Below are 25,139 nucleotides of genomic sequence, written 5' to 3'. Positions count from 1 at the left end.
GCGATCGCGGAGCGTCTCTAAGAGTTGCACAGAACGCACTTAAATTTACGGACTCGTTGCGGTAATTTTTGGCTTACCAACTCAAAGCTTATTTCTCGCTCATAAGATTGACAAAATCTCTACCTGATCGAATGAAACATCTCTGCTTTTTAAGGAAGTTGAGGAGCTTTTCTGCGTAAGTCCGACAAAATATCGGTGGCATTAATCCTATTCATGTTTTTTCATCCCTAAGATAGTTTTTTTTTATCACAGCCTGGCTGGGGCAGGAAATAATATAAATAAAACTTATCAGGATTAAGCAACTAAATTTCATTACTAATCGGGTTCAATTTCCAGTTACATCGTTTAATTTTTCTCGTAGTATCAGAATTGAAGCAAATTTTAACGAGCGGCTAATCCCACAGAATAGCCGTTACCTTTGCCTTAAGATAACTTATACTGTCATTTGAAAAAGAGAGGATTACTCAATGGCAACTTTTAAAGTCACACTAATCAACGAGGCCGAGGGGCTGAAGGAAACACTTGACGTTGATGACGATACCTATATTCTAGACGCTGCCGAAGAAGCTGGTCTTGACCTCCCTTACTCTTGCCGCGCTGGTGCTTGCTCGACCTGTGCAGGTAAATTAGTATCGGGTACTGTTGATCAAGGTGATCAGTCATTTTTAGATGATGATCAAATAGAAGCCGGATATGTGCTGACTTGTGTTGCCTACCCAACCTCCAATGTGACAATCGAAACTCACAAAGAAGAAGAACTCTACTAAGAGTTAGTCCCCTCAACAATAAACCTCTTGCAAGAGTGACTAATGTTGGCAAAATAGAAGCAGGGCATCTAGGGTTATATACCCTTCCGATGCCGTGTGTACTTCTTAAAGCGATTTTGATAAAAAGCCTAATTTCGTGTTGAGCAGGAACACAAAATTTCCAATGTTCCTGCTTGATTTTTTAACAGTATCGCGTAATTCCCCTTCCTCAGCCGTTCGCGCAGCGTGTCGTAGACAAGGCAGGGAGTGTAGGTAAGCGAATCAAAAAGGAAACGCCCTATTACTAATTTTTACCACAGGTAAAAGAAGTGATGGGGAAGTTGAGTTTTTGACAATTACTAGCTTTTTGGCGTTTCCTATGCTTTGAGCCTCTAAGCTAGTACCATTTGCAATTTGCAAAACTTCATTTAAATTAAATAGTCTGGAAATTTTTCTTGGATTAGTTGATCATCAAAATTACTCCGATCAAATTCACTTCTAAACGTGATTATATTTCTATAAAGGTCTTGTATTGATTGCAGATTGATTATAACGTGATGTTGGATGAAAATATCGCAGCTTACTACACAATATTTTAGATATGAAAGTTTTTAGATGTGTTTTAGCTGAGAATTTTTCCAATTTATTAAGAGGGTAGCAAAGCTTGAAACTTAGTCAGATAAAGACATATGTAGGTCTATCGAAAAAATAGCTATTCTCAGTTTTGCCGACTACGCCATTTGCTCAAGATATATGACTGAGAATAATTACTGTGGCACAAAAGCATTCGCAAATCTGCAATTATTTTTTGTTTTAACCTATAGCTAGCTATTTCTTAATCTGACTGGGATAAGTTTAGGTTGCCCAATCAATTAAGAATTAATACGAAAAATTAGATAGGACTTACGCAAAACTACACGCGCTCAGGGACAATTCATGAATTGCCCCTACGGGAAATCAGGGCTTTCACTGCCTTTTTGTGTAAGTCCTGTTAGATATGTAAGTGTCTTATGACAACCACTAAAAATAGTAGTTTGGAAGGCAAATTTTATAGAGACTTCTAATCCTGTTGGTTTCTCAGCATATACCTTTTATCACTTTGACACAAAGTGAAGGTGCGATCGCACCTTCACACAATTAAACGAAGAAGTTTTTATGCCCAAGATCGTTATTAATGAATTTTACCGTGGTGGCAACCTGACCACAACTGACGAATTGCTAGAAACGCCCACTCTCAATTTTTAAAACGTCTAGAATCTATCTCAGAATTAAACATGGTAACTACTAATACAATTCGCTTTTTCCAGTTCAATGCTTCTTTGAATCCTAACCCTGAAGCAGATGTGCAAACTGGCGCAACGGAACCGGGTGAAACTATTCCCAATGTTGGATTTGTGACGCAGAGTATTTTTCCCACAGGCTTTATTCGTGCTGGCGTGGCGTGAACTGTGAATGGGATACAGACTCCAGTGGGTGGACTTTCTGGTGTCACTTACGATGCAGTTAACAACCGTTACTACGCGATCTCAGACGATCGCTCCCAAGTTGCCCCCGCCCGCTTTTATACCTTCACTACCGCCGATTCCGGGGTGATTTTTACTAATGTCACACCCCTAAAAGATACCAACGGCAAGTTTTTTCCACTAAACAGTCTCGACCCTGAAGGTATTGCTTTAACCAATAATGGGACAGTCTTTATATCTTCAGAGGGTGAAGTCAATCCTACTGCTGGTCGTGTTACCAATCCCTTTATTAAAGAGTTTTCCCTGACCACAGGGCAAGAGGTGCGCTCGCTACCTGTTCCCAGCAAGTTCCTGCCAGTAGTTCAGGATACCAACGGCGATAGTATTGTTGATGCAGGTGATACGCAGACATCAGGCGTTTATAATAACTTAGCATTTGAAAGCCTCACCATTACACCTGACCAAAAAACCCTATTCACCGCTACTGAAAACGCCCTGTCCCAAGATGGATTAATCGCTTCACTCACCAGTGGCAGCCGTTCCCGGATTCTGCAATACAATCTGGTGACTGGACAGCCAGAAAAGGAATATCTCTATATTACTGATGAGATCGCCCAAGCACCCAACCCTAGCACAGGCTCCAGTAACAATGGTTTGGCAGATTTACTCGCCATCGACAACCGAGGAACCTTCTTAGCGTTGGAACGCTCTTTTGCTCAAGGTGTAGGCGACACCATCAAAATCTACGAAGTTTCTCTACAAGGTGCAGCAGACATTAGCTCCATTGACTCACTCAGCAGTTTGAGTGCTGAACAACTAGCAGCGATCGCACCTGCTCAAAAACGTCTACTGTTGAATTTAAATGATCTAAATCTGCCTACTGACACCAATCACCCCACAGGAGTAGATAACATTGAGGGTATTACCTTCGGCCCCAAACTAGCAGATGGTCGTCAGTCCATTGTGCTGGTGAGTGATAACAACTTTGGTACCACCCAATATACCCAAATCCTCACCTTGGGTGCAGACTTAGTTCCCACTGCTGCACCCACAGTAGAAACCCGTCCCGATCTGTTTGATGATCCGGCACTCCCCACATCTCAACGTGCAGATGCTGATGATCCTGCCATCTATGTTAATGCCACAAATGCTGCTGATAGCCTAGTACTGACCTCAGTCAAAAATGCTGGACTGCGGGTTTATGACTTGTCTGGTAATTTGTTGCAAACAGTTAATCCTGGTGGTATTTGCTACAACAATATTGACCTGCAATACGGTTTTAAATTAGGCAATCAATCGATAGATATTGCCGTAGCTAGCGATCGCCAAAATGAGCAACTAGCAATCTTGAAAATTAACCCCAACCCCACCACCCCCGGACAATACTTGGAAAATATCACCGATAGCAATATTGGTACTATCTTCCAAGCATCACCTTTTGAACCTCCCTATTCGGCATCAACTCGCAGTTCTTACGGAGTTACCTTATACCGTAGCCCCATAACTAATGATTACTATGTATTTACCAGTCGTCGCCAAACTGGAGATATAGCTCAGTTCAAATTGATTGACAAAGGTAATGGCAAAATTGGAGCGGAACTAGTGCGGGAGTTCACTATCCCCTCATCCACAGCAGCAGATCGTTCTCCCCAAACAGAGGGTATGGTGGTTGACCAAGAAACCGGCTTTCTCTACATAGCCCAAGAAGATGTGGGCATCTGGAAATTCCAGGCAGAACCGGACGGTGGTATAACAGGCAAGCTGATTGATCGCGTTCGTTTTGAGGGTGGTTCTCACCTCACCGATGACGCCGAAGGGTTGACCATTTATTACGGCAAAAACGGCACAGGCTACCTGCTAGCATCCAGCCAAGGCGACAGCACCTTTGTTGCCTACACTCGTGAAGGCAACAACGAATATGTGGGTAACTTTGCCATTGGTAACAATGGGTCAATTGAGAGCGTACAAGAGTCAGATGGTGCAGATGTAATTAACGTGCCACTGGGGTCTAACTTCCCATTTGGTTTATTTGTCACCCAAGACGGCTCTAATGAACCTGCCAAGACAATCGATGGCGAAAACGTCAACTCTAACTTTAAGCTGGTACCTTGGGAGAATATTGCCAATGCCTTACCGGATGCTCTAAATATCGATACTACTAGTTACGATCCCCGCAATCCTGTTAACCTCACAGGTGTACAGCCTACTTTCACGAACAGTTTCGGTTCTACCAACAGCGATAATGTTACAGTTCAGCCAGGACAAACACTCTTTGCAGGTGACGGAGCAGATTTTGTAGAGGGTACTGAAGGTAATACAATCCAGGTTGGAAACGCTGATGATACCGTATTGGTTGGGAGTAACTCTTCAGTATCCGGCAAAGATGGTAACGATCAAATTGTAATTGGTCAGAACGGCCCGGCTGAAAATACCAATGCTGATGGTGGCAATGGTAATGACGTTATTACCGTAGTCGAAGCCAATGGTAGTAATAATTTGTTTGGAGCCGCAGGTAATGATAGTCTCACAGTCATTGAAGGTTCTCGTCAATCATTATTCGGTGGCTCAGGCAATGATACCCTCACTAGTGGCGGTAGTAAGAACCGTCTCTACGGTGGTTCTGGTGATGATAAACTCTTCTCCAATATCAATGACTCATTGTTTGGTGGCGATGGTGATGATGTGCTATTTGCTGGTCAAGGAGGTAGCGATCGCCTGAATGGTGGTGCTGGTGCTGACCAATTCTGGATTGCTAATGCCAGTCTGCCAGCTAGCAAGAACATCGTCACTGATTTTACAATTGGCATTGATAAAATCGGGCTGGGCGGTATTGGTGTCACTCAGTTTAGTGCTTTAACACTATTGCAACAGGGTAGTGATACCTTAGTGAAAACCGGCAATACAGAGTTGGCTTCATTGTTGGGAATTACCTCAACTAACCTGACTGCAAATGACTTCGTTTTCTCTGCTAGTGTTGTGGCTTAACGTGAGTTCGATAGATTTAGTCTGACCCCTCTCTAAACGTCTCCCCCACTCCTGAGAGGCTTTGATTCTTGCTCCCCAACGCTAGTAGGCAAGGGGTTGGGGGTTAGATTTGAGAGAAAGTTGCACATCGCGTTATTTAAGTATGCTTAAAGTCTAGTACAGCACGGCGTAAATAAACCACCCATTCCAAATCAATAAAACGCTTACCCTGTATTCATTTTGAATTTTGAATTTTGAATTTTGAATTCCGCCCTGCGGTACTAGTCCCTTTGCTGAGAATTTCAATCTGAGTACCAGGATAGTAGAATTGGAGAATTTTTGGACTTGACCAACCTAATTTTGCTAAATTTTGAGCGCCAGTTTGACTCAAGCCAACTCCATGTCCTAATCCACCACCAATAAAAGCGTATCCCCACAGTTCGGGTTTGCCTTTGTTCAGGGGTTGTATGTAAAATAGCGTACTTTTAGGAGCAGCAAAGGCACTACGAACTTCGTCTTTGTGGAGAACAAAGGTGCTGTGATCAGTTTTAACCGCGAGATCAAGGATGCGTCCACTCTGGCTTCGCTTCACTACTGCCATAGCCTGAATTGTCTTAAATTTGGCATCGGGACTGTTTTTCACCTGCAAAAATTTCTGCAAGTCTTTGATAATATCCTTTAAAGGGGTTTCCTTGTGCCAACGAAACATATCCCACTTGCTTTCATTAAATCCTTGTTGGATATTAATAAATTTCTGGAAGTTCTTTTCATCTGCTAAACTCTGCTTAGACAAGTTCCAAAAATTAGTCGGAGCATCCAGTACAGGACGCAGATAAGGACGATCATCACCATTCCAGACATCGCTGAAGGAGGCGGTGACGCCACCAGTGGTGGAAGAATACAGCGCGTCTACTAGTTCATTTTTATATGTTAGTACCTTACCTCTAGTTGAGGCGATCGCTTGGTCTGTTTTAGCAGCCGCTCCATTTAACCCATAATAAACTTGGCAGTGAGTATCAGCACACAACTGATAGTTATCTGCGGCAAACCGGCGTAAATTTCTCAAGGCATAAGTCCGGGCGAGAATTGCTTGAGCTTCCAGGGACGCTTTTGGTGCATCCGTGCCTATTTCGTAAGGCAAAACCCCACGTAAATAAGTTTCTAAGGGTACTTGGTTAACTAGAGTGTATGTGCCATAAGCATTTGGCTGCAAGTTCAGTTGCCCAGCATAAAGACGAGCATTTTCTGGTTTTTCGCTTTTATTCACCCGAATCAAATTTTTATCAGTGCTAATTTCTAAATCATTCGGGCTGTAGCGCTTACCATCCACCACCCAACTCACTCGCGGCACTTGCTTCAAAATTTTAGTATCAAGATATACTTTTTCTGTGGTAGAAGCTTGGATGTTGTGCAAGAGCAAGCGTCGCAGTAAAGGAGTGCTGTAAACATCTCGTTTTGCCCAAACCTGCCAGCGTTCTGGCTGGGCTATTTCCACTTCCATTCCCTGAGAACGCCATTTATTAGCACTGTCTTCCGCAGTTTCAAAGGTGCGATATGTGCCTAAGACTACCACTTCTTCAACTGCTGACTGGGGTAAAGCTTGCATGAGAGTTTCCAGCTTTACAGCGTTCTTGGTAAACAGGATTTGCTGCTTGTTACCCGCTTTAAATCTTAGCTTTAAGCGATCGCCTTTTGTGGGTTCGAGTTGCAGCTTGGCTGTGGGTTGTGAGCCAAATCGCTGCACAATCCCAATTTTCAGTTCCATATCCTGGATGTTGCTCTCAGGACCTGATGCAGCAGTTAGTCCCAATAGACAAAATGTTGTCAGCACAGTGCGGGAAAAACGCCAAAACGAAAATTTCATGGCTACCTGATTCTGCCCCTTAATGCGGTGTTGGAGCTGATTTTCCAATTGCTTTGTAGCGCGGTTTTTTTGTCGCATGAGTGCTCCAATGATATCATTAGCAGTCTTGCCCAAAGTAGTTGCAAAACAAAGTCATAACGACTATGATTTATTTAGAGACAGAAAACAGAACTAGTTGGATAAACTCCTTATGGTTAGAGTCCAAGAAATTCCATTAAATCAGATAAAACGGCCGTTACCCCGTGTAAACGATCCAAATAAAGTGCAAGCTTTAATGGAATCGATTGCGGAGATTGGGCAGCAAGAACCTATCGATGTCCTAGAAGTAGATGGACAATATTATGGCTTTTCTGGTTGCCATCGGTATGAAGCTTGCCAGCGTTTAGGCAAAGAAACCGTTTTAGCCAGAGTCCGTAAAGCACCCCGGAGCGTTTTGAAGATGCACTTGGCATAGAGAATGGGGAGTGGGCATGGGGCATGGGGCATGGGTAAGCAGAGGGAGAGAAATAACTCCTAACTCCTGTACAGACGCGATTAATCGCGTCTCTACTCCTAACTCCTAACTCACTGTGCCCAATACTCAACCCCCAATTACATATAACCTAATTAAGAGAAAATTATGTCATCGAAAGTAACAGTCAAAAATATAAATATCGGCATTGACGAGGCGAGTAGGGCTAAAATTGCCGATTCTGGGTTTGCTTCACAGAACGCTTTGGCTTCTATCAATTCCTGCTGTAAGGGACTTCCAAATAAAAAAATATCCAATTATTTATTGTAGGGTGGGCATCTTGCCCGCCCAGTAACCAAAGGCGGGCAAGATGCCCACCCCACAAGATTGAATAATTTATTTCTTGGAAATCCCTAAGACGTTCTGTAGCTTTCTACGGATATCAGACGCTTAGTTTTCTGCCACCTTTTTGCCCAATGCCCCATGCCCAATACCCAATGCCCAATGCCCCATACCCAAAAGTTGCAAGATTTAATGCAACAGGTAGATATTTCTAGTTTTAAAGCGCTGAGTCGCGCTGCTGGTGTCTCAGAGCGTCAACTTTTGCGGTTACGACAAGGAAAACTAGAGCAGATGCGGGTAGATGTGCTGCTCAAGCTGTCGCCAGTGCTACAGATGTCATTGAATGAATTAATCGCAACTTTTTCAAGCGTAGAGTTGTTACAAGAGAAAGTAGCATCTACTCAGGAATTATTAGAAGAAATTGCAGATTTAAGAAAAGAGTACCAGCGATCGCAGCAACAAATAGAACAGCAGCGAGAGATATTACTACAAGAACATCAACAGTCAACTTTGCAACTGCTGGAGTCTTTATTATTGCAATGGCCAACAGCAGCACAGAAAGCGCAAGAAAATCCCCAGCTAGCAGCAGTCAAAATAGTGCCGTTGGTACAGAAACCCCTAGAAAAACTTTTACAGGCGTGGGGAGTGGAAGCGATCGCACCCGTGGGAGTAGAATTACCTTATAACCCCCAACTGCACCAATTAATGGAGGGAACTGCACAACTAGGTGAAATAGTCAAGGTGCGCTACACTGGCTACCTTCAAGGTGAGAAGCTGCTTTACAGAGCTAAAGTGAGTCCTGTTTAAGGGAGTTAGGACGCAAATATTCGCTTCCCTCTTATATATATCTCTGCGTTTATCAAAACGCCGTAATACCCCATCCGTCTGCACGGTGGGGATGTAAGGCGGCGATTGACGATTGCATCAGGAACATTGATTTTTACCGCAGGTAAGACAGAGGACAGATGTATGAGGAAGATCGCTATTTCTTATTAATTGATGCGAGGGTTTTAATATAATCTCTAAGAATTTCGGCCATAGACAGTTGTTTTTTCTGGGAGTATTCCTTGATAATTTGATATTCCTCTTCACTAATATTGAACTGCATTTTTCTTTGTCTAACCACTTGATTTACTCCAAAAAATACTCTACAGTTAGAGTATATCAAAAATAACAAGGGGGTGATAAGGCAGTGTTAGTATTAGAGTATAAAGCAGTAGTCAATAAAAAACAGACGGCTGCTATAGAAGAAGCTATTCGTACAACTCAATTCATCAGGAATAAGGCTATTCGCTTCTGGATGGACTCACCAAGAGAATCGAAAATAAACAAAATAGCTTTAAATAATTACTCTACAGCATTGCGTAAAGAGTTTGTATTTGTTGAAGAATTAAATTCAATGGCTTGTCAGTCTGCAACTGAAAGGGCGTGGACAGCAATATCAAGGTTTTACGATAATTGTAAAAAAGGCAAAGTCGGTAAAAAGGCGAAAGTGTCCACCGGGGAGTATCCCCGTGGCGCATTTCGCGGTTATCCCAGGTTTCAGCATGATAACCGTTCAGTTGAGTACAAGACTTGTGGATGGTCTTTGCATCAGACCAAAAGACAAATTACCTTTACTGATAAAAAAGCTATTGGTGAACTCAAATTATTGGGTAAATGGGATATTCATACATATGCTGTCAAGTCGATTAAGCGAGTCAGAATTGTTAAACGTGCTGATGGCTTTTACGTCCAATTCTGTCTGGATATAGAAGTCACTTTAGGATCAAGAGTAGATAATGGTGAGATCGGTCTTGATGTGGGATTAGAGCATTTTTACTCCGATTCCAATGGACATCATGAAGAAAATCCGAGATTTTTGAGAAAAGCTGAAAAGTCAATTAAATACGCCGGGCGTCAAATCTATAAAAAGGAGAAAGGAAAAAATCAACGACGGATAGCAAGACAGAGATATGCTCGAAAACATTTAAGAGTAAGTAGGCAACGTAATGAGCATTCCAAGAGACTGGGACGCTGCGTATGCAAGGCTAACGCCTTAGTAGCCTATGAAGAGTTAAACGTTAAGAACATGGTAAAAAATCACTGTCTAGCCAAGAGTATTAACGATGTCTCTTGGGGTCTTTTCCGTCATTGGTTAGAATATTTCGCGGTTAAATTTAACAATACTATTGTTGCCGTTAATCCTAGAATGACATCTCAAAAATGTAGTGATTGTGGGATAGTTGTTAAAAAATCTCTTTCAACTCGCACCCATAAATGTAGTTGTGGATGTGAGTTGCAAAGAGATGTTAACGCTGCAAAAAATATTCTGAATCTTGCAAAAGCTACCTTGGGACACAAGGAAAGTAACGCTACAGGAGTCGGAGCCTCTATGCTAGTTGGTGCAAATCTGCTAGGGCAAGTTCTGACTGTGAATGTAGAATCCCCACCTTCAATGTACTCATAAGGTGGGGAGTGTCAATCCATCAAAATCAAGCGCAGAGGATCTAGACGCACATACCAAGGAAAAGGTTGGTCTTTCATAGTCGCCCATTTTTCTTTGAAGACTTCAGCTTGCAGATGGTAATCTTGAGAATTCTTGCCAGCCGAATGTAATTTGAGAAACAACGTCATTCGATGGGGCGTTTCACTTGTGCCTACTACCCAGCAGGGAAAGGTATTTTGCTGTGATGAATCGTTGGTAAAAATGAACTGATGGGCACGAATGCCGACGTGGGATAATTCGCTCTTGATTGATTCAATTACTTGAAGAGTACAACCCCAATCAGTTGCCTCCACCTGTTGCGATGACTGGAGAACAGCACGGGAGAAGTTTTTGCATCCGGTAAGTTGGGCAACACTCACAGTAGCAGGATGCTCGAAAATATCATATTTGTTACCATAATGAACGGCTCTACCATGCTCCAATACCAACAGATTCGGGCAAATCCGATAAGCTTCTTCCATATTATGGGTAACAAACAGAGTCACACCTTGGTAGCCAGCTAGAGTTTCTTTCATTTGCTCCTCTAATTGACTACGCAGATGGGTATCGAGTGCCGAGAACGGCTCATCTAAAAGCAATGCTTCCGGTTGACTTGCCAATGCTCTTGCCAAGGCTACCCGTTGTTGTTGGCCTCCAGAAAGTTGGTGCGGATAGCGATCGCCTAATCCTTGCAACTGCATTGCTAATAATTGTTCTTCTACCTGCACCCTAATACTGCCAGCCGATAGTTTTTTGGGCAAGCCAAAAGCGATATTTTGCGCCACACTCATGTGCGGAAATAGGGCGTAATTCTGCACTAAAAAACCGATGCGGCGATCGCGGCTGGGTAAATTAATTCCTTGTTCCGAGTCAAACAGGACTCTGCCATTTAAAACTATGCGCCCGATTGTAGGCGTTTCTATCCCCGCAAGGCAGCGCAAAATCATGCTCTTACCTGCTCCAGAACCCCCTAACAATCCCAAGGGTTGCTCATCAGTAGTGAAAGCAACTTTTAAATGAAAGCTAGAAAGTATTTTTTCAATATTGACAATCAATCCACCAGATTCCAAGTTAGAGTGCGGAGTGTAAAGAATTTTTCCCCCTGCTCCCTGCTCCCTACCGCCGCCTCCCGTCTTCCTTTCCCTCAATTCTTGCCAGAAGTTGACTGCAATAATTCCAGATAGAGAAATCACCATAATTGCGATCGCCCAAAACCACGCCTCGTTCATTGCTCCCGCTTCCACAGCAAAATAAATTGCCATTGGGATTGTCTGCGTTTGTCCGGGAATGTTACCAGCTAGCATCAATGTCGCCCCGAATTCTCCCAAAGCACGGGCAAAAGCGAGCATTGTGGCGGCTACAATACCAGGTATTGCTAGGGGTAAACTGATGCGCCAAAAGATTGTGGCTTCGGTTGCGCCAAGGGTTCTAGCTACTCGCAGCAGATTACCATCTATTTGTTCAAAAGCTCCCAGCGCAGTTTTATACATTAGAGGGAAAGAAACTACGGTAGCTGCGATCGCAGCACCATACCAAGTAAAAACGATGCTGAAGTCAAAAGACTGCATAAGTTTCCCTACAGGGCCATTTTTCCCAAAAAATAGCAGCAACAAGAAGCCGACAACGGTGGGGGGCAAAATCAGGGGCGCAATAAAGATACCCTCAATCAACGATTTACCTTTGCCACGATATCCCAGCATCCAGTAGGCAGCAGCGATACCCAAGAAGAAAGTGATAAATGTAGCAAGTAATGAAGTTTTGAGTGATATCCAAAGAGGCGATAAATCCAATGGCATAGTTGCGTAGGGAAGAATTAGCTCAACTAATTCCTAATTTACCAACTTTATTTCCAATATGTTGGTAAATCATTTCAGAAACAATAAAAAAATCCCAAAAACAGGATATTCATATTGGAAAATATGTTTTATTCACATCTCGTACCTCACTCAACCGAGAACCGCTATAGTACAAGATTCAAAAATAAAAGCACAACATTGTTGTGCTTCTGTAAATTATTTGTATTCAGTTAATTTTGACAACAAGAGAGTTTCTTAATTATTCCAGTTGACTGCTATAGGCACTAAAACCATAAGCTAAAGTTTCTTTTAGAGCATCTGATGGCTTGAGACTTCTGTTAATAGCATTAGCAAATGGTACTGGAATTGCTTTAATAGTTTCCGGCAAAATTGCATATTCTTGCGTTGGTTCGACAATGTATTGTGGACACTTCGTTTTCATCCCAGCAGTAGCTAACATTTCCTCTATTTCAGAGGCGGAATATTGTTTGAGATAAACTGGATTTCTCACAAATGGGTTCAGCTTTCTCACAAAATTATGGATAATATGAGAAGGACAAGATTTGTTGTGAAAGGAATGATTAAAAACAAAAATTCCGCCAGGTTTTAGCATTCGAGAGATATCAGCCAATAAATTCCTTAATTGTGCATCTGGGATATGCATAAAGACGCAGTTAGAAATTACCAAATCTATAGAATTATCTTCTAAAGGCAATATTTCAGCAGAATTGCAAATCAAGTTAAATTCAGCTTCAGGGAAAAAATTATATTCTTGTTTAACTTTGATTAACCGCCGTAACAAAGGCTCAGAAATATCAATTCCATAATATTTTTCACATTTCAGATTTTTAGCTTTAGAGAGATGTAAAGGTACGCGACCATAACCAGAACCAATCTCTAAAATAGAACCAACAGATTTATTCAACGGAAATTTATTCCAAGTACCTCCCGGCGTGCCAGTTAGCAGAGTGTAATCTTGTTTAATGGGCGATGTCTCTGCAAGCTTTTCAACTTTTTGGGAACCATAATATGTTTTACCAATTGCGTCCCACTTTTTTTTATGTTGAGTATTATTCAACTGTTCATAGTCGCTAGGAAAATAAATGCCATCTCGTAATTCAAAGTCATTTAGACTGAATTTTGCATTTGCTAATTGATTCATTATGATTATTCCTCATGAATAGTTGAGTCTGTTTTCTGTTATACTCTTAACTCAGCATGAACCGCAAGTGATTTTTACTGAATTGCTTCACCTTGGCCTTTCTTTAGAGTCTATAACTGTTTTCAATTTGTTAGTTTTGCGCCCATCTGCGAGGATGCATCTTCAACAGTTGCAACATCAAAAGTTATTAATCGTTGTTTTGCGGTCATGTTACTCAAATTGACGTGCGCTTAAGCGCGATCGCATACATAGTACTACATTGTATCTAAAATAGAACAGAAAATAAGTGCGAATGCTTTTTAGCTTTATTAGTCGTGTTGCACAGTCTGCTTTTTATCATAACTATACGTAACCACCCATTGCTTCTCTACCAAACCCGACTAAAATGAATACGCAACTTGGGCTTCCATAGGAGTTATCCAGCCGTGCAGCCGGACTTAATAGGCTTGGAAATTAGCAAGGGGGAACTGAGACGTTTGACTGGGTTCGATCCAGAAGACGTTTTTCGACCCTCGGTTATGCGAGATAGCAAAAAGCGATTAGGGTTTTTTATCAATGAAATGCTGGTGACGCTGGCGCTAACGCCAATAATTGTTGGCTCTGTTTATGCGTTTATTATTCTGCCGACTATTGGTTCTTCAATTCGACTCGGAATTCTCTTACTAATTCTAGTCCCAATCCCGATATTAGTTGGGCGATCGCTCTGGCGACAATTAACCTGTCCCGAAGGACTGACAATACTTTTAGATGAAGTTGATAAATATCATGACCTGATTGGCGCCATAGATATTAATGACCAATTGGCAGCATCAGGAAACGTAGAAAGCAGCATCCATGACCGAGATCAAGTCACCGCCGCTCTGCAACTGATTAGAGAAGATTTAGTCCGCGCTCTGAAAACGGAACGAATTTTGCGAGATAATAAAAAATTGCTTGCTAATAACCAAGAGTTATTTGTAAATAATTTAGCCAGTCTGCAAGCTTTACAACTTAGTAGTCAAGCAGGCGAATATGCTCAACTGCTAAATCAATCATTGCAAATTGCGATCGATGTGCAAGCAGAAATCAGAAAATTACACAAGGGCTAAGTGGATGTTTGTAAAGTCTAATTTATTACTCGCTTGGGCGACTAGAAGTCGCGGCTATACATACAGACAAAACCTGCCTCCGCAGGTTAGAAAACCCTTGATTGCGTATTAGTCCACGGAGGTGGACTTTGCCTGTGTAGTAGCGTTCGCGTCAGCGTGCCGGAGGCTCTATTCTATTCGCCTAAAACTTTTAAAATTTAAAATGAGCAAAAAACCCAAAATAATTGTCCTAGATGATGATCCTACAGGTTCTCAAACAGTCCACAGCTGCTTGCTGCTAATGCACTGGGATGTGGACACTCTACGCAGTGGGTTACAGGATGATTCGCCAATTTTCTTTATACTGACTAACACTAGATCCTTAACGCCAGAGTCAGCCGCATCTGTAACCACAGAAGTTTGCCAAAACCTGAAAATCGCCTTGGATGCTGAAGGAATTGACGATTTTCTGATTGTCAGCCGTTCTGATTCTACCTTGAGGGGACATTATCCCATTGAAACTGATGCGATCGCACAAGAACTTGGCCCCTTTGATGCTCATTTTCTCGTACCAGCATTTTTTGAGGGCGGACGCATCACCCGCGACAGCGTACATTACTTGATAATTGCTGGTGTACCTACCCCAGTCCATGAAACTGAATTTGCCCGTGATTCAGTCTTCAGCTACCATCACAGTTACTTACCCAAGTATGTCGAAGAAAAGACTCAAGGACGAATTCGTGCCGAAGCTGTAGAAAGATTTCTCCTGGCCGATATTCGCGCTGGGAGTTTGGAACGCTTGTTAAAACTCAATGGTAATCAGTGCGCTGTCGTCGATGGCGAAACTCAAGATGATCTTAACCGCTTTGCAGTAGACATATTAGCAGCAGCAAGTCAAGGGAAACGCTTTCTGTTTCGCAGTGCAGCAAGTATTTTAACGGCTTTAGCAGCTTTACCACCCCAACCCATTCCCCCCGAAAAGATGGCGCAGTACGTGCGGCAAGGCAAACCAGGTGCAGTGATTGTTGGTTCCCATGTGAAAAAGACTACTCAGCAATTAGAGGCACTGTTGCAAGTAGAAGGAACAGTGGGAATCGAAGTGAATGTAGCGCGATTACTTGATGATGGGGCAAATCAATCTGCGGCACTGCTAAATGAAATTCAGAAAAGTACACGGGCGGTACATGAGGCTGGCAAAACACCAGTGGTTTATACTAGCCGTCAGGAACTGAGTTTTAAAAATGTCAACACACGATTGGAGTTTGGGACAAAAGTTTCAAGTTTATTGATGGATATTGTGCGCGGTTTACCATCTGATATCGGATTCTTAATCAGCAAGGGTGGTATTACCTCAAACGATGTTTTGAGTACTGGACTAGCTTTAACTTCAGCCCGTTTACTCGGTCAAATTTTAGCTGGTTGTTCAATGGTGTTAACGCCGTCCGATCATCCCCAGTTTCCGAATTTGCCTGTGGTGCTGTTTCCAGGTAATGTCGGCGATGCTGATGCCTTGGGGACAATTTATCAAAGGTTGACTATCCTCTAAGGGCAATTCATGAATTCCCCCTACGTGAATAAAGCACAGCCTCACCTAGAATTAGTATCAGCACTTTCTTGTTTGAGGATATTGTTGCATTTTGCAACTGATATTGGTAATTATTATTCGGAGTGTCCCTTGTCTTTTGGCTAGTACTGCATGACTTCTGATTCTGCGACTCCCAATCTAGAGTCAAATTCTGCACTTCCTAATGCAGAACCAAATTCTATCCTTTCTGAGCTAGAGGTAAATCCTACTGTCTCTGATGTAGAGTCAGATTCTATCCTCCCGGATGCTGAGTTAAAATCTGTCCTCCTTTATTTAAAATCAAATACTGTCCTTGCTCCTGTAGAGTCAAATCCTGCTGACTCAGATGTAGAGTCAAATCCTGATGCCGCATCAGATTTTATCCTGACTGATTTAAATCCCGATCAGTCAGCATTACCAGGGCATCGCCTAAATGACAATACTCAAGTCCAGTTAAAGAGTAAGGAGGGACGACTGTTATTAATTTTGCCTCCAGAGTCTCAAATATCTGCCTCAGAACTCAGTTGGTCTGATATTTGGCAACAAATAAAACAGCGTCTGAATGCAGGCGATCGCTTCCGTATATCGAATAGCCCTGTGCATCTGATGGCACAAGACCGCCTAGTAGATGCCAGACAACTGCAAGAACTTGGCGAAGCTTTGAGTGAAGTCGAACTCCGGCTCATATCTGTCTCCACAAGTCGTCGGCAAACTGCGATCGCAGCTGTCACATCCGGGTATTCTGTAGAACAACTACAGCCAGTAAGTTCTCTGGTTTCAGAGCCAACAGCTACAGCCATACCCCAGGCAGATGCCCTCTATCTGGAAATGACAGTCCGTTCTGGAGTAGAAATTCGTCATCCTGGGACAGTAATTCTATTGGGAGATGTAAATCCAGGTGGTATTGTAATTGCAGATGGAGATATTATCATCTGGGGGCGTCTACGTGGAATCGCTCATGCTGGGGCTGGAGGCAATAGTGAATGTCTAATTATGTCCTTGCAAATGGAACCAACCCAATTGCGGATCGCAGATGCTGTAGCTAGGGCACCAGAAAAGTTACCGATGCAATTTTCTCCAGAAGTGGCACATATTACGCCCCAAGGGATTCGCATTGCTAGGGCTAGTGATTTTTCCAGAAACCAATTTACTAAGAGCAATCAGTAACCCGGAATATTTACTTAAAGGATGAAGAATACGAAGGATGAAATATAGCGGTTTTCATGTAGATGGAATACACTACTCTAATCCCTAACTCCTTTCCCCTAGAGAAGTGTATTGCACACAACCGAGCGTAGACACGGAGCAGCTTGTCGTCAGACATCGCTATCAAAAAAATATTCATACCTCACCTGAATCAGGAAGATCAGATATTTCTTCATACTTGATCCGATACTTCATACTTTATACTGCAATTTACTGTTTTATATTTCCTGAACCCTCATTGACCGCATTTCTATCATGACTCGCATTATTGTGATTACCTCCGGTAAAGGAGGAGTGGGTAAAACCACAGTTTCAGCAAATCTGGGCATGGCTTTAGCCAAAATGGGGCGTCAAGTTGCCTTGGTTGATGCGGATTTTGGTCTGAGAAATTTGGATTTGCTGCTAGGGCTAGAAAACCGCATCGTCTATACTGCGGTGGAAGTCTTGGCCAGAGAGTGCCGCTTAGAACAAGCCTTGGTGAAAGATAAGCGCCAACCCAATCTCGTACTCTTACCGGCAGCCCAAAATCGCTCCAAAGATGCAGTCACACCAGAACAGATGAAGTTATTGGTGAATGCACTAGCGCAAAAGTATCAATACGTAATTATTGATAGCCCCGCCGGTATTGAAAATGGGTTTAAAAATGCGATCGGTCCGGCAAAAGAAGCGCTAATTGTCAGCACGCCAGAAATTTCCTCAGTTCGTGATGCTGACCGGGTAGTAGGGTTACTAGAAGCACAAGGTATCAAGCGTGTTCATTTAATAATTAACCGCATCAGACCCGCAATGGTGAAAGCAAATGATATGATGTCAGTGCAAGATGTTCAGGAACTTCTCGCCATTCCCCTGATCGGGGTAATCCCTGACGACGAGCGTGTTATTGTATCTACCAATCGCGGCGAACCCTTAGTGTTAGCGGAAAATCCCTCTTTAGCTGCCATAGCCTTTGAGAACATTGCTCGTAGATTAGAAGGGGAAAGTGTCGAATTTCTGGAGATCGACTCGTCCCAAGACAGCATCTTCGCCCGTCTACGAAGGTTGTTGTGGACAAAGATTGTTTAACTTATTTTCCAGTCTCCGCCCCAGACCTATTCGTAATGATTGAACTTCTAGAAAAACTTTTTTCTCGCGGTCCTGATAGCAGCCGAACTCAAGTTAAACGTCGCCTGCAATTGGTGATTGCTCACGATCGCGCTGATTTAGATCCTCAAACGTTGGAAAAAATGCGGAAAGAAATCCTAGATGTAGTCTGTCGCTATGTCGAAATTGAGACAGAGGGCTTGGAGTTCTCTTTAGAAAGTAACCAACGAACGACAGCTTTAATTGCTAATTTGCCCATCCGCCGGGTGAAAGGTGTCATACCTGAGTGGGAAAGGGGTGATAAATAAGTCTTTATAGTTTTAATTTTAATTCTGTATGACTTGATATCAGGGAGTTAAATGTGTAATTAATGATAATCATTATCTTTTAGGAAATGTTTTATTTTTTGTAAGTCCCATTGTTTCTCAGATACCTTTGTAATCGTTGATTTAGAGTTCCTGTATGTAACTCAAATAAATGATTGTCGTAGTCGTAAAAATATAAGGAATGCCCTTCTCCTTCTACACGACTTCGACCTTCCTTCACATCTAACTCAAGACTCCTAACTCTGGCAGCATAAAGTTCGTAGTCTTCTTCGGTTATTTTAAAAGCTAGATGGTTATAAGTTTTCTCTGGTAAAGAATCCCCTTGCATGATGGCAATCCATAAGCCGTTTATCAGGAAGAATTTTTCTTTTGAAATGGAGAAAGTTTGCTCACCACTAGAATAAATTTCCTCGGCATCAAATATGGATACAAGGAATTTTGTCATTTTCTCCAAGTCTTTGACGATGAATGTGATATGACTAATTCCTTGAATCATCCTTCCTTGTTAGGTTGAGTTAGACCTTGGTGGCTGAATACTCTTGCAAATCATTTTATTTCCAAGGCGACAGATAGATTTCTGTATGCCTTTACTTCGATCGCATTTCCATTCGGATCGCTTAATAGCATCTTCGCTTGCTCTGCGTCGGTACCGACACCAGAAACATTTGGCTTTACCTTGAACTGAACCCTCATTTCATCAAGGCGATTTGCAAGCGTCTCCCAATCACTCCACGCCAAAACCGCACCGAAGTGACGCACGCCATGTTCTCTCATCGGTAAAATCTCAGAGGGTGCTTCATGCAAAGTAATCTGAGCTTCAAACAGAAATATGTCGAGCCACTTGTCACGGACACGACCGACCTTAGCACCAAAGGTGGTGACATAAAAGTTCTTAGATTCTTCTAAGTCTCGGACGGGGAAGGCAAGATGAAAAATTGGGCGAAACATCACCAGAGTTATTTTTGAGCAAAAGGCTTGGGTTTGGGGACTTTTAGAAAACTACACTACCACTAAATACTGATTAAGTCCAATACCTTCGCCAATTTATGAGGCTTGGGAACATGGTTTAGCACAGGTATATAAAGTGCGATCGCTGTTGTCATATCTGCGCTTTTACACTTATTCTTAGGCTATCTAAACTCAGGAATGACTCAGGAATGCCAAAAATATTTACGACATAATAAAAAATCCCGTTGTCAGTAGTGAAGACAACGGGAGTATATAAATTTTTCTATGAATTATCTATCGGTAGGCGACTTGTGGGCCTGCCCAAACTTCCGTAACCTTTTTACCAAAAGTAATCGGCTGATCGTCGTTTGTTGTAGTGATAGTCTTACCATCATTAGCAACTTGCATTAGTGGCCAGTTTTCCTGGCCCAATTCACCCGCACGAAATAGCACATGATCCGGTTGGCTTTTACTCCAACCTAACAATACGGCAATTTGCTCATGATCTTCCTGATGGGCAGGAGCAACTGTGTTAGCGTGATTTTTTTGCCGATCCCAAATCACTGCACTATCTGTCGAATCACCTGTATTAAATATACCTTCAAACTTGCGTGCTAAGAAGCGATCGCCTTTTTCCGACCAGCTAACTGGAACTAATACCCCAATCTGACCGTTCGTATCAGTTTCTCCTGACAACGCCGCCTTTGCAGCTTTAGTATTTAATAAAGGATCGCTAACAGCAGTAGTTGAAGCCATCACCCACAACCTCTTGGTTTGCATATCTTGGACAAACAGAATGCTGGTGACACGGCTGTTATACATTTGGGGTTTTACTTCTAGTTGCACCCGGCTATAAACGGCATATTTACCATCTGGAGAAACCACCGGTATACTGCGGTAGTGACGCACTCCCGAACCACCCTTGGAACCAATAGCCTCTTGAGTCGCTGTGATCCATTTCCAAGGAATAGGATGAGGACTACCTATGGGATCTATTTGTTCTGCTTGGGGTTGATCACGTGGTTCAGTAACATGTATTTCCGTCGTCGTGGTTGGTTGTGATTCTCTAAGAGTTGGTGCTACTTGAGTTGCTGTCAATGATTCACTAAAAGACTTTTCTCTAGTAAGAGAATTTTCTTGTTCTCTCAAAGACTTGACATTAGCAGCTTTGAGTTTTCGGATTAAATTAAGTTGACTAACAGGAACATCTGCTAATGGTGCGAGTTCAACTGTTACCAAAGAATTAGGAACAGTTAAATCGCTCTTTGACACAGAACTATTTGCTTGATCCAAAGACTCAATTTTATCCGTTGGTAATACTTGCGGTTCCTGGACAGCAGTATTTTGTGTTGGCACAGAGTTAACTTTTTCTGTTAACAAGTCGATTTGATCTGTTTTTAATATTTCAGCTATCTCAGGTTCCCCAACTACAGCTACTTCCTTTGATACAGAGTCAGATCCTTCAGTAATCGAAGTTACTTTAGCTACTTCGGATCTGACGGGGATTGAGTGACCCGATGCCGCTAGCAAGGGTGTAAGAAGTATCACAACGACAACATAATTGAAAAATGGTTGCGCGCGGAACCATCCTGACAGCAAAAGGGGTTTAAGCATTTGTAGACTCTCTAGAAGGGGCGGTTGCTATGTCTGAAGCAATACCGATGCAGCAATGGGGCAGCCAGTAATTATATGTATAACAAGAAATTAAAAGCAATGACTAGATATTTTCTTCAAAGTTTGCAGAGCTTTACAAAAATTAAGTATCATTGTCTACACCTTTTCTTACTCAGGTACTGAATATTTTTCTCAAAAATATGCGAGTATAGTAATTATACTGACAACCCAATAATTACTACACGATGTATAATGTTGCTGTTGCTATACCCAACCACACCAAAAACAGGTATTAGTCGAGGGATATTCAAGGTATAACTTGTGGCTCATGAAGCTAGCAACCTAGAGTGAGATGACCCAGTTATTGGGGATCGTACTAGCGATCGCTAGTACGCAACAAAGAAGCCAGGTTACACACTAAATATAACAGCGCAAACCCCGATAATGGGAAATGTGAGGCGTTACGTGAATAAGCTCAGAAAGCGGACGCATAATAAATTATACTCAGAAAATACTGCTGTCAGCAACCTAAAGTTATAAATTGCAATCTCAACTACAAAAATAGCTAGAAGATGCAATAGTGTTTTAGAAACCTAACTGCATTTAAGGCCAATTTGGGGGAAATAATTCAGTAACACAACAAAATTTACTCGGTAGATGCTCTAGCGGCTCGTAACGAGACACCACTAAACGATAAGGCTAACTAAAGGCAGATGCAGCTTATACTACCTGTTACACTTGTCAACTTAACTATTAACTTAAATCTTGCAGCCTTCAGTTTCACCAATACGAAAATATTGTACCACCAAACAGCCGATATTATTTACCATTAACTAATGACTAACGATCAACAACTAATTATTAATGAAAATTGTATTTTTTGGTACACCTGAGTTTGCTGTGCCCACGTTGGAAAAGTTATTGAATCATTCAGAATTTGAGGTGTTGGCAGTTGTTACTCAACCAGATAAACGCCGGGAACGCGGAAATAAACTGATCCCTTCACCTGTAAAAGCGATCGCTACTGCTCACAATTTACCAGTATGGCAACCCGAACGGGTGAAAAAAGACACTGAAACTTTAACCCAACTCAAACAATTAGACGCAGACGTGTTTGTTGTTGTCGCCTACGGACAGATTTTATCCTCAAAAATCCTAAATATGCCAAAGTTGAGCTGCATTAATGTGCATGGCTCGATTTTACCCAAATATCGGGGTGCAGCGCCGATTCAGTGGTGTTTGTATAACGGTGAGAAGGAGACGGGGATCACAACTATGTTAATGGATGTGGGGATGGATACTGGGGCAATGCTCCAAATAGCCACTACACCGATTGGATTACTAGATAATGCCCAAGATTTAGCCGACAGACTAGCTGCTCTTGGTGGGGATTTATTGGTAGAAACTCTGTTGAAGTTGGAACGTCAGGAAATTCAACCAATTCCCCAAGATAATTTAGCAGCTACTTATGCACCTCTGATTAAAAAACAAGATTATGCTTTGGATTGGTCAAAAAGCGCTATCCAATTACACAATCAAATTAGAGGCTTTTACCCTAACTGCACGGCTACCTTTCGTAACAACCTGCTGAAAATCACCGCTTCTGCTCCCCTTGGTTCTGTAGGCGATCGCAATCTCCCACCAGAATTAATCCATAAATTGCCTGATTTGTCAAATATATCAGACAAACCCGGAGTTGTAGTGAGTATTACCAAAGGAATTGGGGCGATCGTCCAAACTGGGGAAGGTTTGTTGCTGTTGCGAGAAGTTCAGCTAGCTGGTAAACGTCCCCAGTCGGGATGGGATTTTGTTAATGGTACCCGCTTAACTGTGGGAGAAGTTTTTAGTGCGGGTAGATAACAGACGCGATTAATCGCCTCTCTTTTCATAAAAGCGGCAAGATTTGCAAGGGCCATCTGGGTTGACTGCACAACGAATAATTTCTGAATGAGCATTGTAGCAGCAGGTAGCATCACCGATTACCCAACGTCCCGCTACCAAACTTTTCTCAGATGGTCGTTTAGCAGACTGCACGTAAATAGCAATATTATGCAAACGGTAACGTCCTGCTTTAAGTTGGTATTTGTGGCGGCGCTCTAAAACCGCGTAGGTTTTACCTTCAAAATCGAGATAGTTTCCGGGTTGGGGTGTCCAATCAAGTTGTACTCTGCCGAGAGACTCACGCGGATGCGTCAGAATCACCTCGGTTTGTAAAGAGTCTGGCTCCATAAGCTTATGTAATTTGATTTACGTTATAAGGATGGTATCGCGATCGCTTTCTTTAGCTTACCGAATTTAGATTACAATTAATAATTGACTCTTATTGCGATAAATATACATACAGTAGGGATGACAGCTGTTGTATCATACAGATTATGGCAACCAAAAGTCAGGCAGGATAGATTTGCTCAAGTCGCGCCAGGTTTGGTTGAGCGATCGCGCCACTTGTATATGCAGTTCATCCTCTTCTACAGCTAAAATCTCAGATGGCTGACCTTCTTCCAAATAAGATACCACCAAATTCGCCGCCTCCAAACCAGTAACATAAGCCTTTTCCTGTGACCAAGAACCATGACGGTTCACAATCCAATCCCCACTCATAAACACATTCTCAAAACTTGTCTTAGCGGGTAACATATAACGATAGCTACCAGGTGCAAAGTGAGTCACTGCCTGAGATAAACGAATTACACTGCTATCAATTACCTTTGCCTCTCGAAACGCTGGTACACAAGTTGCTAAATAACCCTGAACTATTGTTAAAATCTCCTCATCACTCAAACTGAGAAACTGATTCGCGTGATAAAAATCAGCTTCAATCACCGTTCCCGGCTCATCCCGATATTCATCATGTAAAGCATTCAAATCAAAAAACGTCCAACCTGTAGTTGTGTCGAACCCAAAGCAAGCATTGGAAGGACGGGGAATATTAATTTTGCGATCGAACCATAGCCGCGTTGCTAAAACATCAATTGCTCCTAAATTGCTCAAATTACGGAATTCTTCACGGCTTTGTAAACTAGGGCTAGTTGAGACAATTTTCTTCATCCCCGTGATCCCAACTGCAAAAATCACGGCATCTGCTTCAATTACTTCATCACCGCAAACTACACCCTTGGCTCGATGATTATTATCAACAATTAAGTCTGTAACCCGTCGCTTGGGTAGCACTCGCACACCAGCTTTTTCGATGCGTTCCACCCAAGGACGAAATATCTTTTCTCCAACAGTTCCCCGACACCAAACTACATCAAAATCCGGTTGATGAGCCAGAATAAAAAAGTAAAGCATCCCTAAAGTTGCTGCGGCTGAACATTGTTCACCAGGGGCAAATAAGCCCACCAATAACATTGGTTCAAAAGCCTCGCGGTAAAGCCGTGCAGAAACATTAAAGTCTTTGAACAATTCACGAGCAGTTACAAAGTCATAGCGCCGCCAAGCTGCATCAGAATTGTCAAAATCAACGACAGCATAAAGTAAAGGCAGGGCGCTGAGGCGGTCAATTAGTGGCAGCCGTTTAAACTGAGTGTAGAGAAAAGTTCCTAGTGGGGAGGGGAGTCGCGGTAAGTCTTGAAAAATCGGTGATTCAACTTCCAAACCTGCTGGCGAATATTGCGAAGAACGAGTCCAAGTAGTAAAAGGATTAATTTCTAATTCATTGATTAGGGAAAAAATATTTTTGTAAGGATACCAGAAGCCATGAATGCCAGCTTCAACAGATTTTCCGGCGGCTGTTTGCCAACCTGCCACCAATCCACCGGGATAGGGTCCTGCTTCTAGAAGTGTCACATCATAACCTTGCTTTGCCAAATGGTAGGTTGCTCCTAAACCAGCCCAACCAGCACCTACAACTACTACCCGTTTTCGTTGTAACCCTTCCACCATCACAGCCTCCAATTGTTGCAGTCCATCAAGTGACATACTCCCACATCATACTGATCTTAGCAGTATGATGTAAGCTCTCTAGAAGCCCGATAAAGGGTGGGTTGAGTCGATGGGGGATATTATTCCCCGCACCTCTCAGTTAGATCCGTGCATACGCATTTCTGTGTACACGGCTCCCGATGTTCTCAGTTTGC

General features: G+C 42.5%; 21 protein-coding genes. 13 read left to right on the top strand and 8 right to left on the bottom strand.

Annotation, left to right across the window (positions count from 1 at the left end; genetic code table 11):
* Nucleotides 1–467 precede the first annotated feature (467 nt).
* From V7K31_RS18105 to V7K31_RS18095, 3 genes are all read left to right on the top strand, one after another.
* Complete coding sequence (locus V7K31_RS18105; protein ID WP_334824526.1) at nucleotides 468–767, top strand: ferredoxin; 300 nt, start codon at nucleotides 468–470, stop codon at nucleotides 765–767.
* A gap of 1,253 nt (nucleotides 768–2,020) precedes the next feature.
* Entirely contained in the window at nucleotides 2,021–2,191 is a 171-nt protein-coding gene (locus tag V7K31_RS18100; protein WP_335095801.1) for a hypothetical protein, read from the top strand.
* Between the two features lie 3 nt (nucleotides 2,192–2,194).
* Complete coding sequence (locus V7K31_RS18095; protein ID WP_335095799.1) at nucleotides 2,195–5,194, top strand: phytase; 3,000 nt, start codon at nucleotides 2,195–2,197, stop codon at nucleotides 5,192–5,194.
* A 214-nt stretch (nucleotides 5,195–5,408) separates the two neighbouring features.
* On the opposite strand, the gene V7K31_RS18090 is transcribed toward V7K31_RS18095, so the two are convergent.
* Nucleotides 5,409–7,115 carry a SpoIID/LytB domain-containing protein gene (locus V7K31_RS18090; RefSeq protein WP_335095798.1) on the bottom strand — a complete coding sequence of 569 codons (1,707 nt, stop codon included), beginning with the start codon at nucleotides 7,113–7,115 and terminating at the stop codon, nucleotides 5,409–5,411.
* A 112-nt stretch (nucleotides 7,116–7,227) separates the two neighbouring features.
* Here V7K31_RS18090 and V7K31_RS18085 point away from each other — a divergent pair, with 112 nt between their 5' ends.
* From V7K31_RS18085 to V7K31_RS18070, 4 genes are all read left to right on the top strand, one after another.
* A complete protein-coding gene (locus tag V7K31_RS18085) occupies nucleotides 7,228–7,491 on the top strand; it encodes a ParB N-terminal domain-containing protein (protein ID WP_094329374.1) in 264 nt (87 codons plus the stop codon).
* Nucleotides 7,492–7,656: 165 nt separating this feature from the next.
* Nucleotides 7,657–7,818: a hypothetical protein gene (locus V7K31_RS18080; protein ID WP_335095796.1), complete on the top strand. Its 162-nt coding sequence runs from the start codon at nucleotides 7,657–7,659 to the stop codon at nucleotides 7,816–7,818.
* A 153-nt stretch (nucleotides 7,819–7,971) separates the two neighbouring features.
* Nucleotides 7,972–8,637: a nucleotide exchange factor GrpE gene (grpE, locus tag V7K31_RS18075; RefSeq protein WP_335095794.1), complete on the top strand. Its 666-nt coding sequence runs from the start codon at nucleotides 7,972–7,974 to the stop codon at nucleotides 8,635–8,637.
* Between the two features lie 385 nt (nucleotides 8,638–9,022).
* Complete coding sequence (locus V7K31_RS18070; protein ID WP_335095792.1) at nucleotides 9,023–10,279, top strand: RNA-guided endonuclease InsQ/TnpB family protein; 1,257 nt, start codon at nucleotides 9,023–9,025, stop codon at nucleotides 10,277–10,279.
* Nucleotides 10,280–10,290: 11 nt separating this feature from the next.
* Here V7K31_RS18070 and modB read toward each other — a convergent pair whose 3' ends face one another.
* On the bottom strand, nucleotides 10,291–12,093 hold the full coding sequence (gene modB, locus V7K31_RS18065) for a molybdate ABC transporter permease subunit (RefSeq protein ID WP_335095790.1): 1,803 nt from the start codon (nucleotides 12,091–12,093) through the stop codon (nucleotides 10,291–10,293).
* Between the two features lie 259 nt (nucleotides 12,094–12,352).
* On the bottom strand, nucleotides 12,353–13,255 hold the full coding sequence (locus tag V7K31_RS18060) for a class I SAM-dependent methyltransferase (protein ID WP_335095788.1): 903 nt from the start codon (nucleotides 13,253–13,255) through the stop codon (nucleotides 12,353–12,355).
* Between the two features lie 425 nt (nucleotides 13,256–13,680).
* Between V7K31_RS18060 and V7K31_RS18055 the strand changes: the two genes are divergently transcribed.
* The 5 genes from V7K31_RS18055 to minE all read left to right on the top strand — a co-directional run bounded on the left by V7K31_RS18055 (nucleotide 13,681) and on the right by minE (nucleotide 18,480).
* The gene (locus V7K31_RS18055) at nucleotides 13,681–14,343 is read left to right on the top strand and encodes a hypothetical protein (RefSeq protein WP_335095786.1); all 663 of its coding nucleotides are present in this window, start codon (nucleotides 13,681–13,683) and stop codon (nucleotides 14,341–14,343) included.
* Between the two features lie 202 nt (nucleotides 14,344–14,545).
* Nucleotides 14,546–15,868, top strand: a complete 1,323-nt coding sequence (locus V7K31_RS18050; RefSeq protein WP_335095785.1) for a four-carbon acid sugar kinase family protein — start codon at nucleotides 14,546–14,548, stop codon at nucleotides 15,866–15,868.
* A 150-nt stretch (nucleotides 15,869–16,018) separates the two neighbouring features.
* Nucleotides 16,019–17,053 carry a septum site-determining protein MinC gene (gene minC / locus V7K31_RS18045; protein ID WP_335095784.1) on the top strand — a complete coding sequence of 345 codons (1,035 nt, stop codon included), beginning with the start codon at nucleotides 16,019–16,021 and terminating at the stop codon, nucleotides 17,051–17,053.
* Between the two features lie 294 nt (nucleotides 17,054–17,347).
* On the top strand, nucleotides 17,348–18,154 hold the full coding sequence (gene minD / locus V7K31_RS18040; RefSeq protein WP_334824548.1) for a septum site-determining protein MinD: 807 nt from the start codon (nucleotides 17,348–17,350) through the stop codon (nucleotides 18,152–18,154).
* Between the two features lie 35 nt (nucleotides 18,155–18,189).
* Nucleotides 18,190–18,480, top strand: a complete 291-nt coding sequence (gene minE, locus V7K31_RS18035) for a cell division topological specificity factor MinE (RefSeq protein WP_334824546.1) — start codon at nucleotides 18,190–18,192, stop codon at nucleotides 18,478–18,480.
* Nucleotides 18,481–18,571: 91 nt separating this feature from the next.
* On the opposite strand, the gene fosX is transcribed toward minE, so the two are convergent.
* The 3 genes from fosX to V7K31_RS18020 form a co-directional block, all read right to left on the bottom strand.
* Nucleotides 18,572–18,994 (bottom strand): FosX/FosE/FosI family fosfomycin resistance hydrolase, encoded by a 423-nt coding sequence (gene fosX, locus V7K31_RS18030; RefSeq protein WP_334935570.1) that lies wholly within the window; start codon nucleotides 18,992–18,994, stop codon nucleotides 18,572–18,574.
* Nucleotides 18,995–19,044: 50 nt separating this feature from the next.
* The gene (locus V7K31_RS18025) at nucleotides 19,045–19,446 is read right to left on the bottom strand and encodes a VOC family protein (protein WP_335095782.1); all 402 of its coding nucleotides are present in this window, start codon (nucleotides 19,444–19,446) and stop codon (nucleotides 19,045–19,047) included.
* Between the two features lie 294 nt (nucleotides 19,447–19,740).
* A complete protein-coding gene (locus tag V7K31_RS18020; RefSeq protein WP_335095781.1) occupies nucleotides 19,741–21,060 on the bottom strand; it encodes a hypothetical protein in 1,320 nt (439 codons plus the stop codon).
* 864 nt (nucleotides 21,061–21,924) lie between these two features.
* Between V7K31_RS18020 and fmt the strand changes: the two genes are divergently transcribed.
* Nucleotides 21,925–22,920, top strand: coding sequence for a methionyl-tRNA formyltransferase (fmt, locus tag V7K31_RS18015; protein ID WP_335095779.1), 996 nt, complete (start codon nucleotides 21,925–21,927; stop codon nucleotides 22,918–22,920).
* A gap of 9 nt (nucleotides 22,921–22,929) precedes the next feature.
* On the opposite strand, the gene V7K31_RS18010 is transcribed toward fmt, so the two are convergent.
* Both V7K31_RS18010 and V7K31_RS18005 read right to left on the bottom strand, forming a co-directional pair.
* Nucleotides 22,930–23,289, bottom strand: coding sequence for a DUF6464 family protein (locus V7K31_RS18010; protein ID WP_335095777.1), 360 nt, complete (start codon nucleotides 23,287–23,289; stop codon nucleotides 22,930–22,932).
* A 144-nt stretch (nucleotides 23,290–23,433) separates the two neighbouring features.
* Nucleotides 23,434–24,945, bottom strand: coding sequence for a hydroxysqualene dehydroxylase (locus tag V7K31_RS18005; protein WP_335096087.1), 1,512 nt, complete (start codon nucleotides 24,943–24,945; stop codon nucleotides 23,434–23,436).
* Nucleotides 24,946–25,139: the final 194 nt, after the last annotated feature.

The organism is Nostoc sp. (genome assembly GCF_036917675.1).
Taxonomy (GTDB): Bacteria; Cyanobacteriota; Cyanobacteriia; order Cyanobacteriales; family Nostocaceae; genus Nostoc.
The sequence above is the reverse complement of the archived record's forward strand: the minus strand, read 5'-3'. Positions and strand labels throughout refer to the sequence as shown.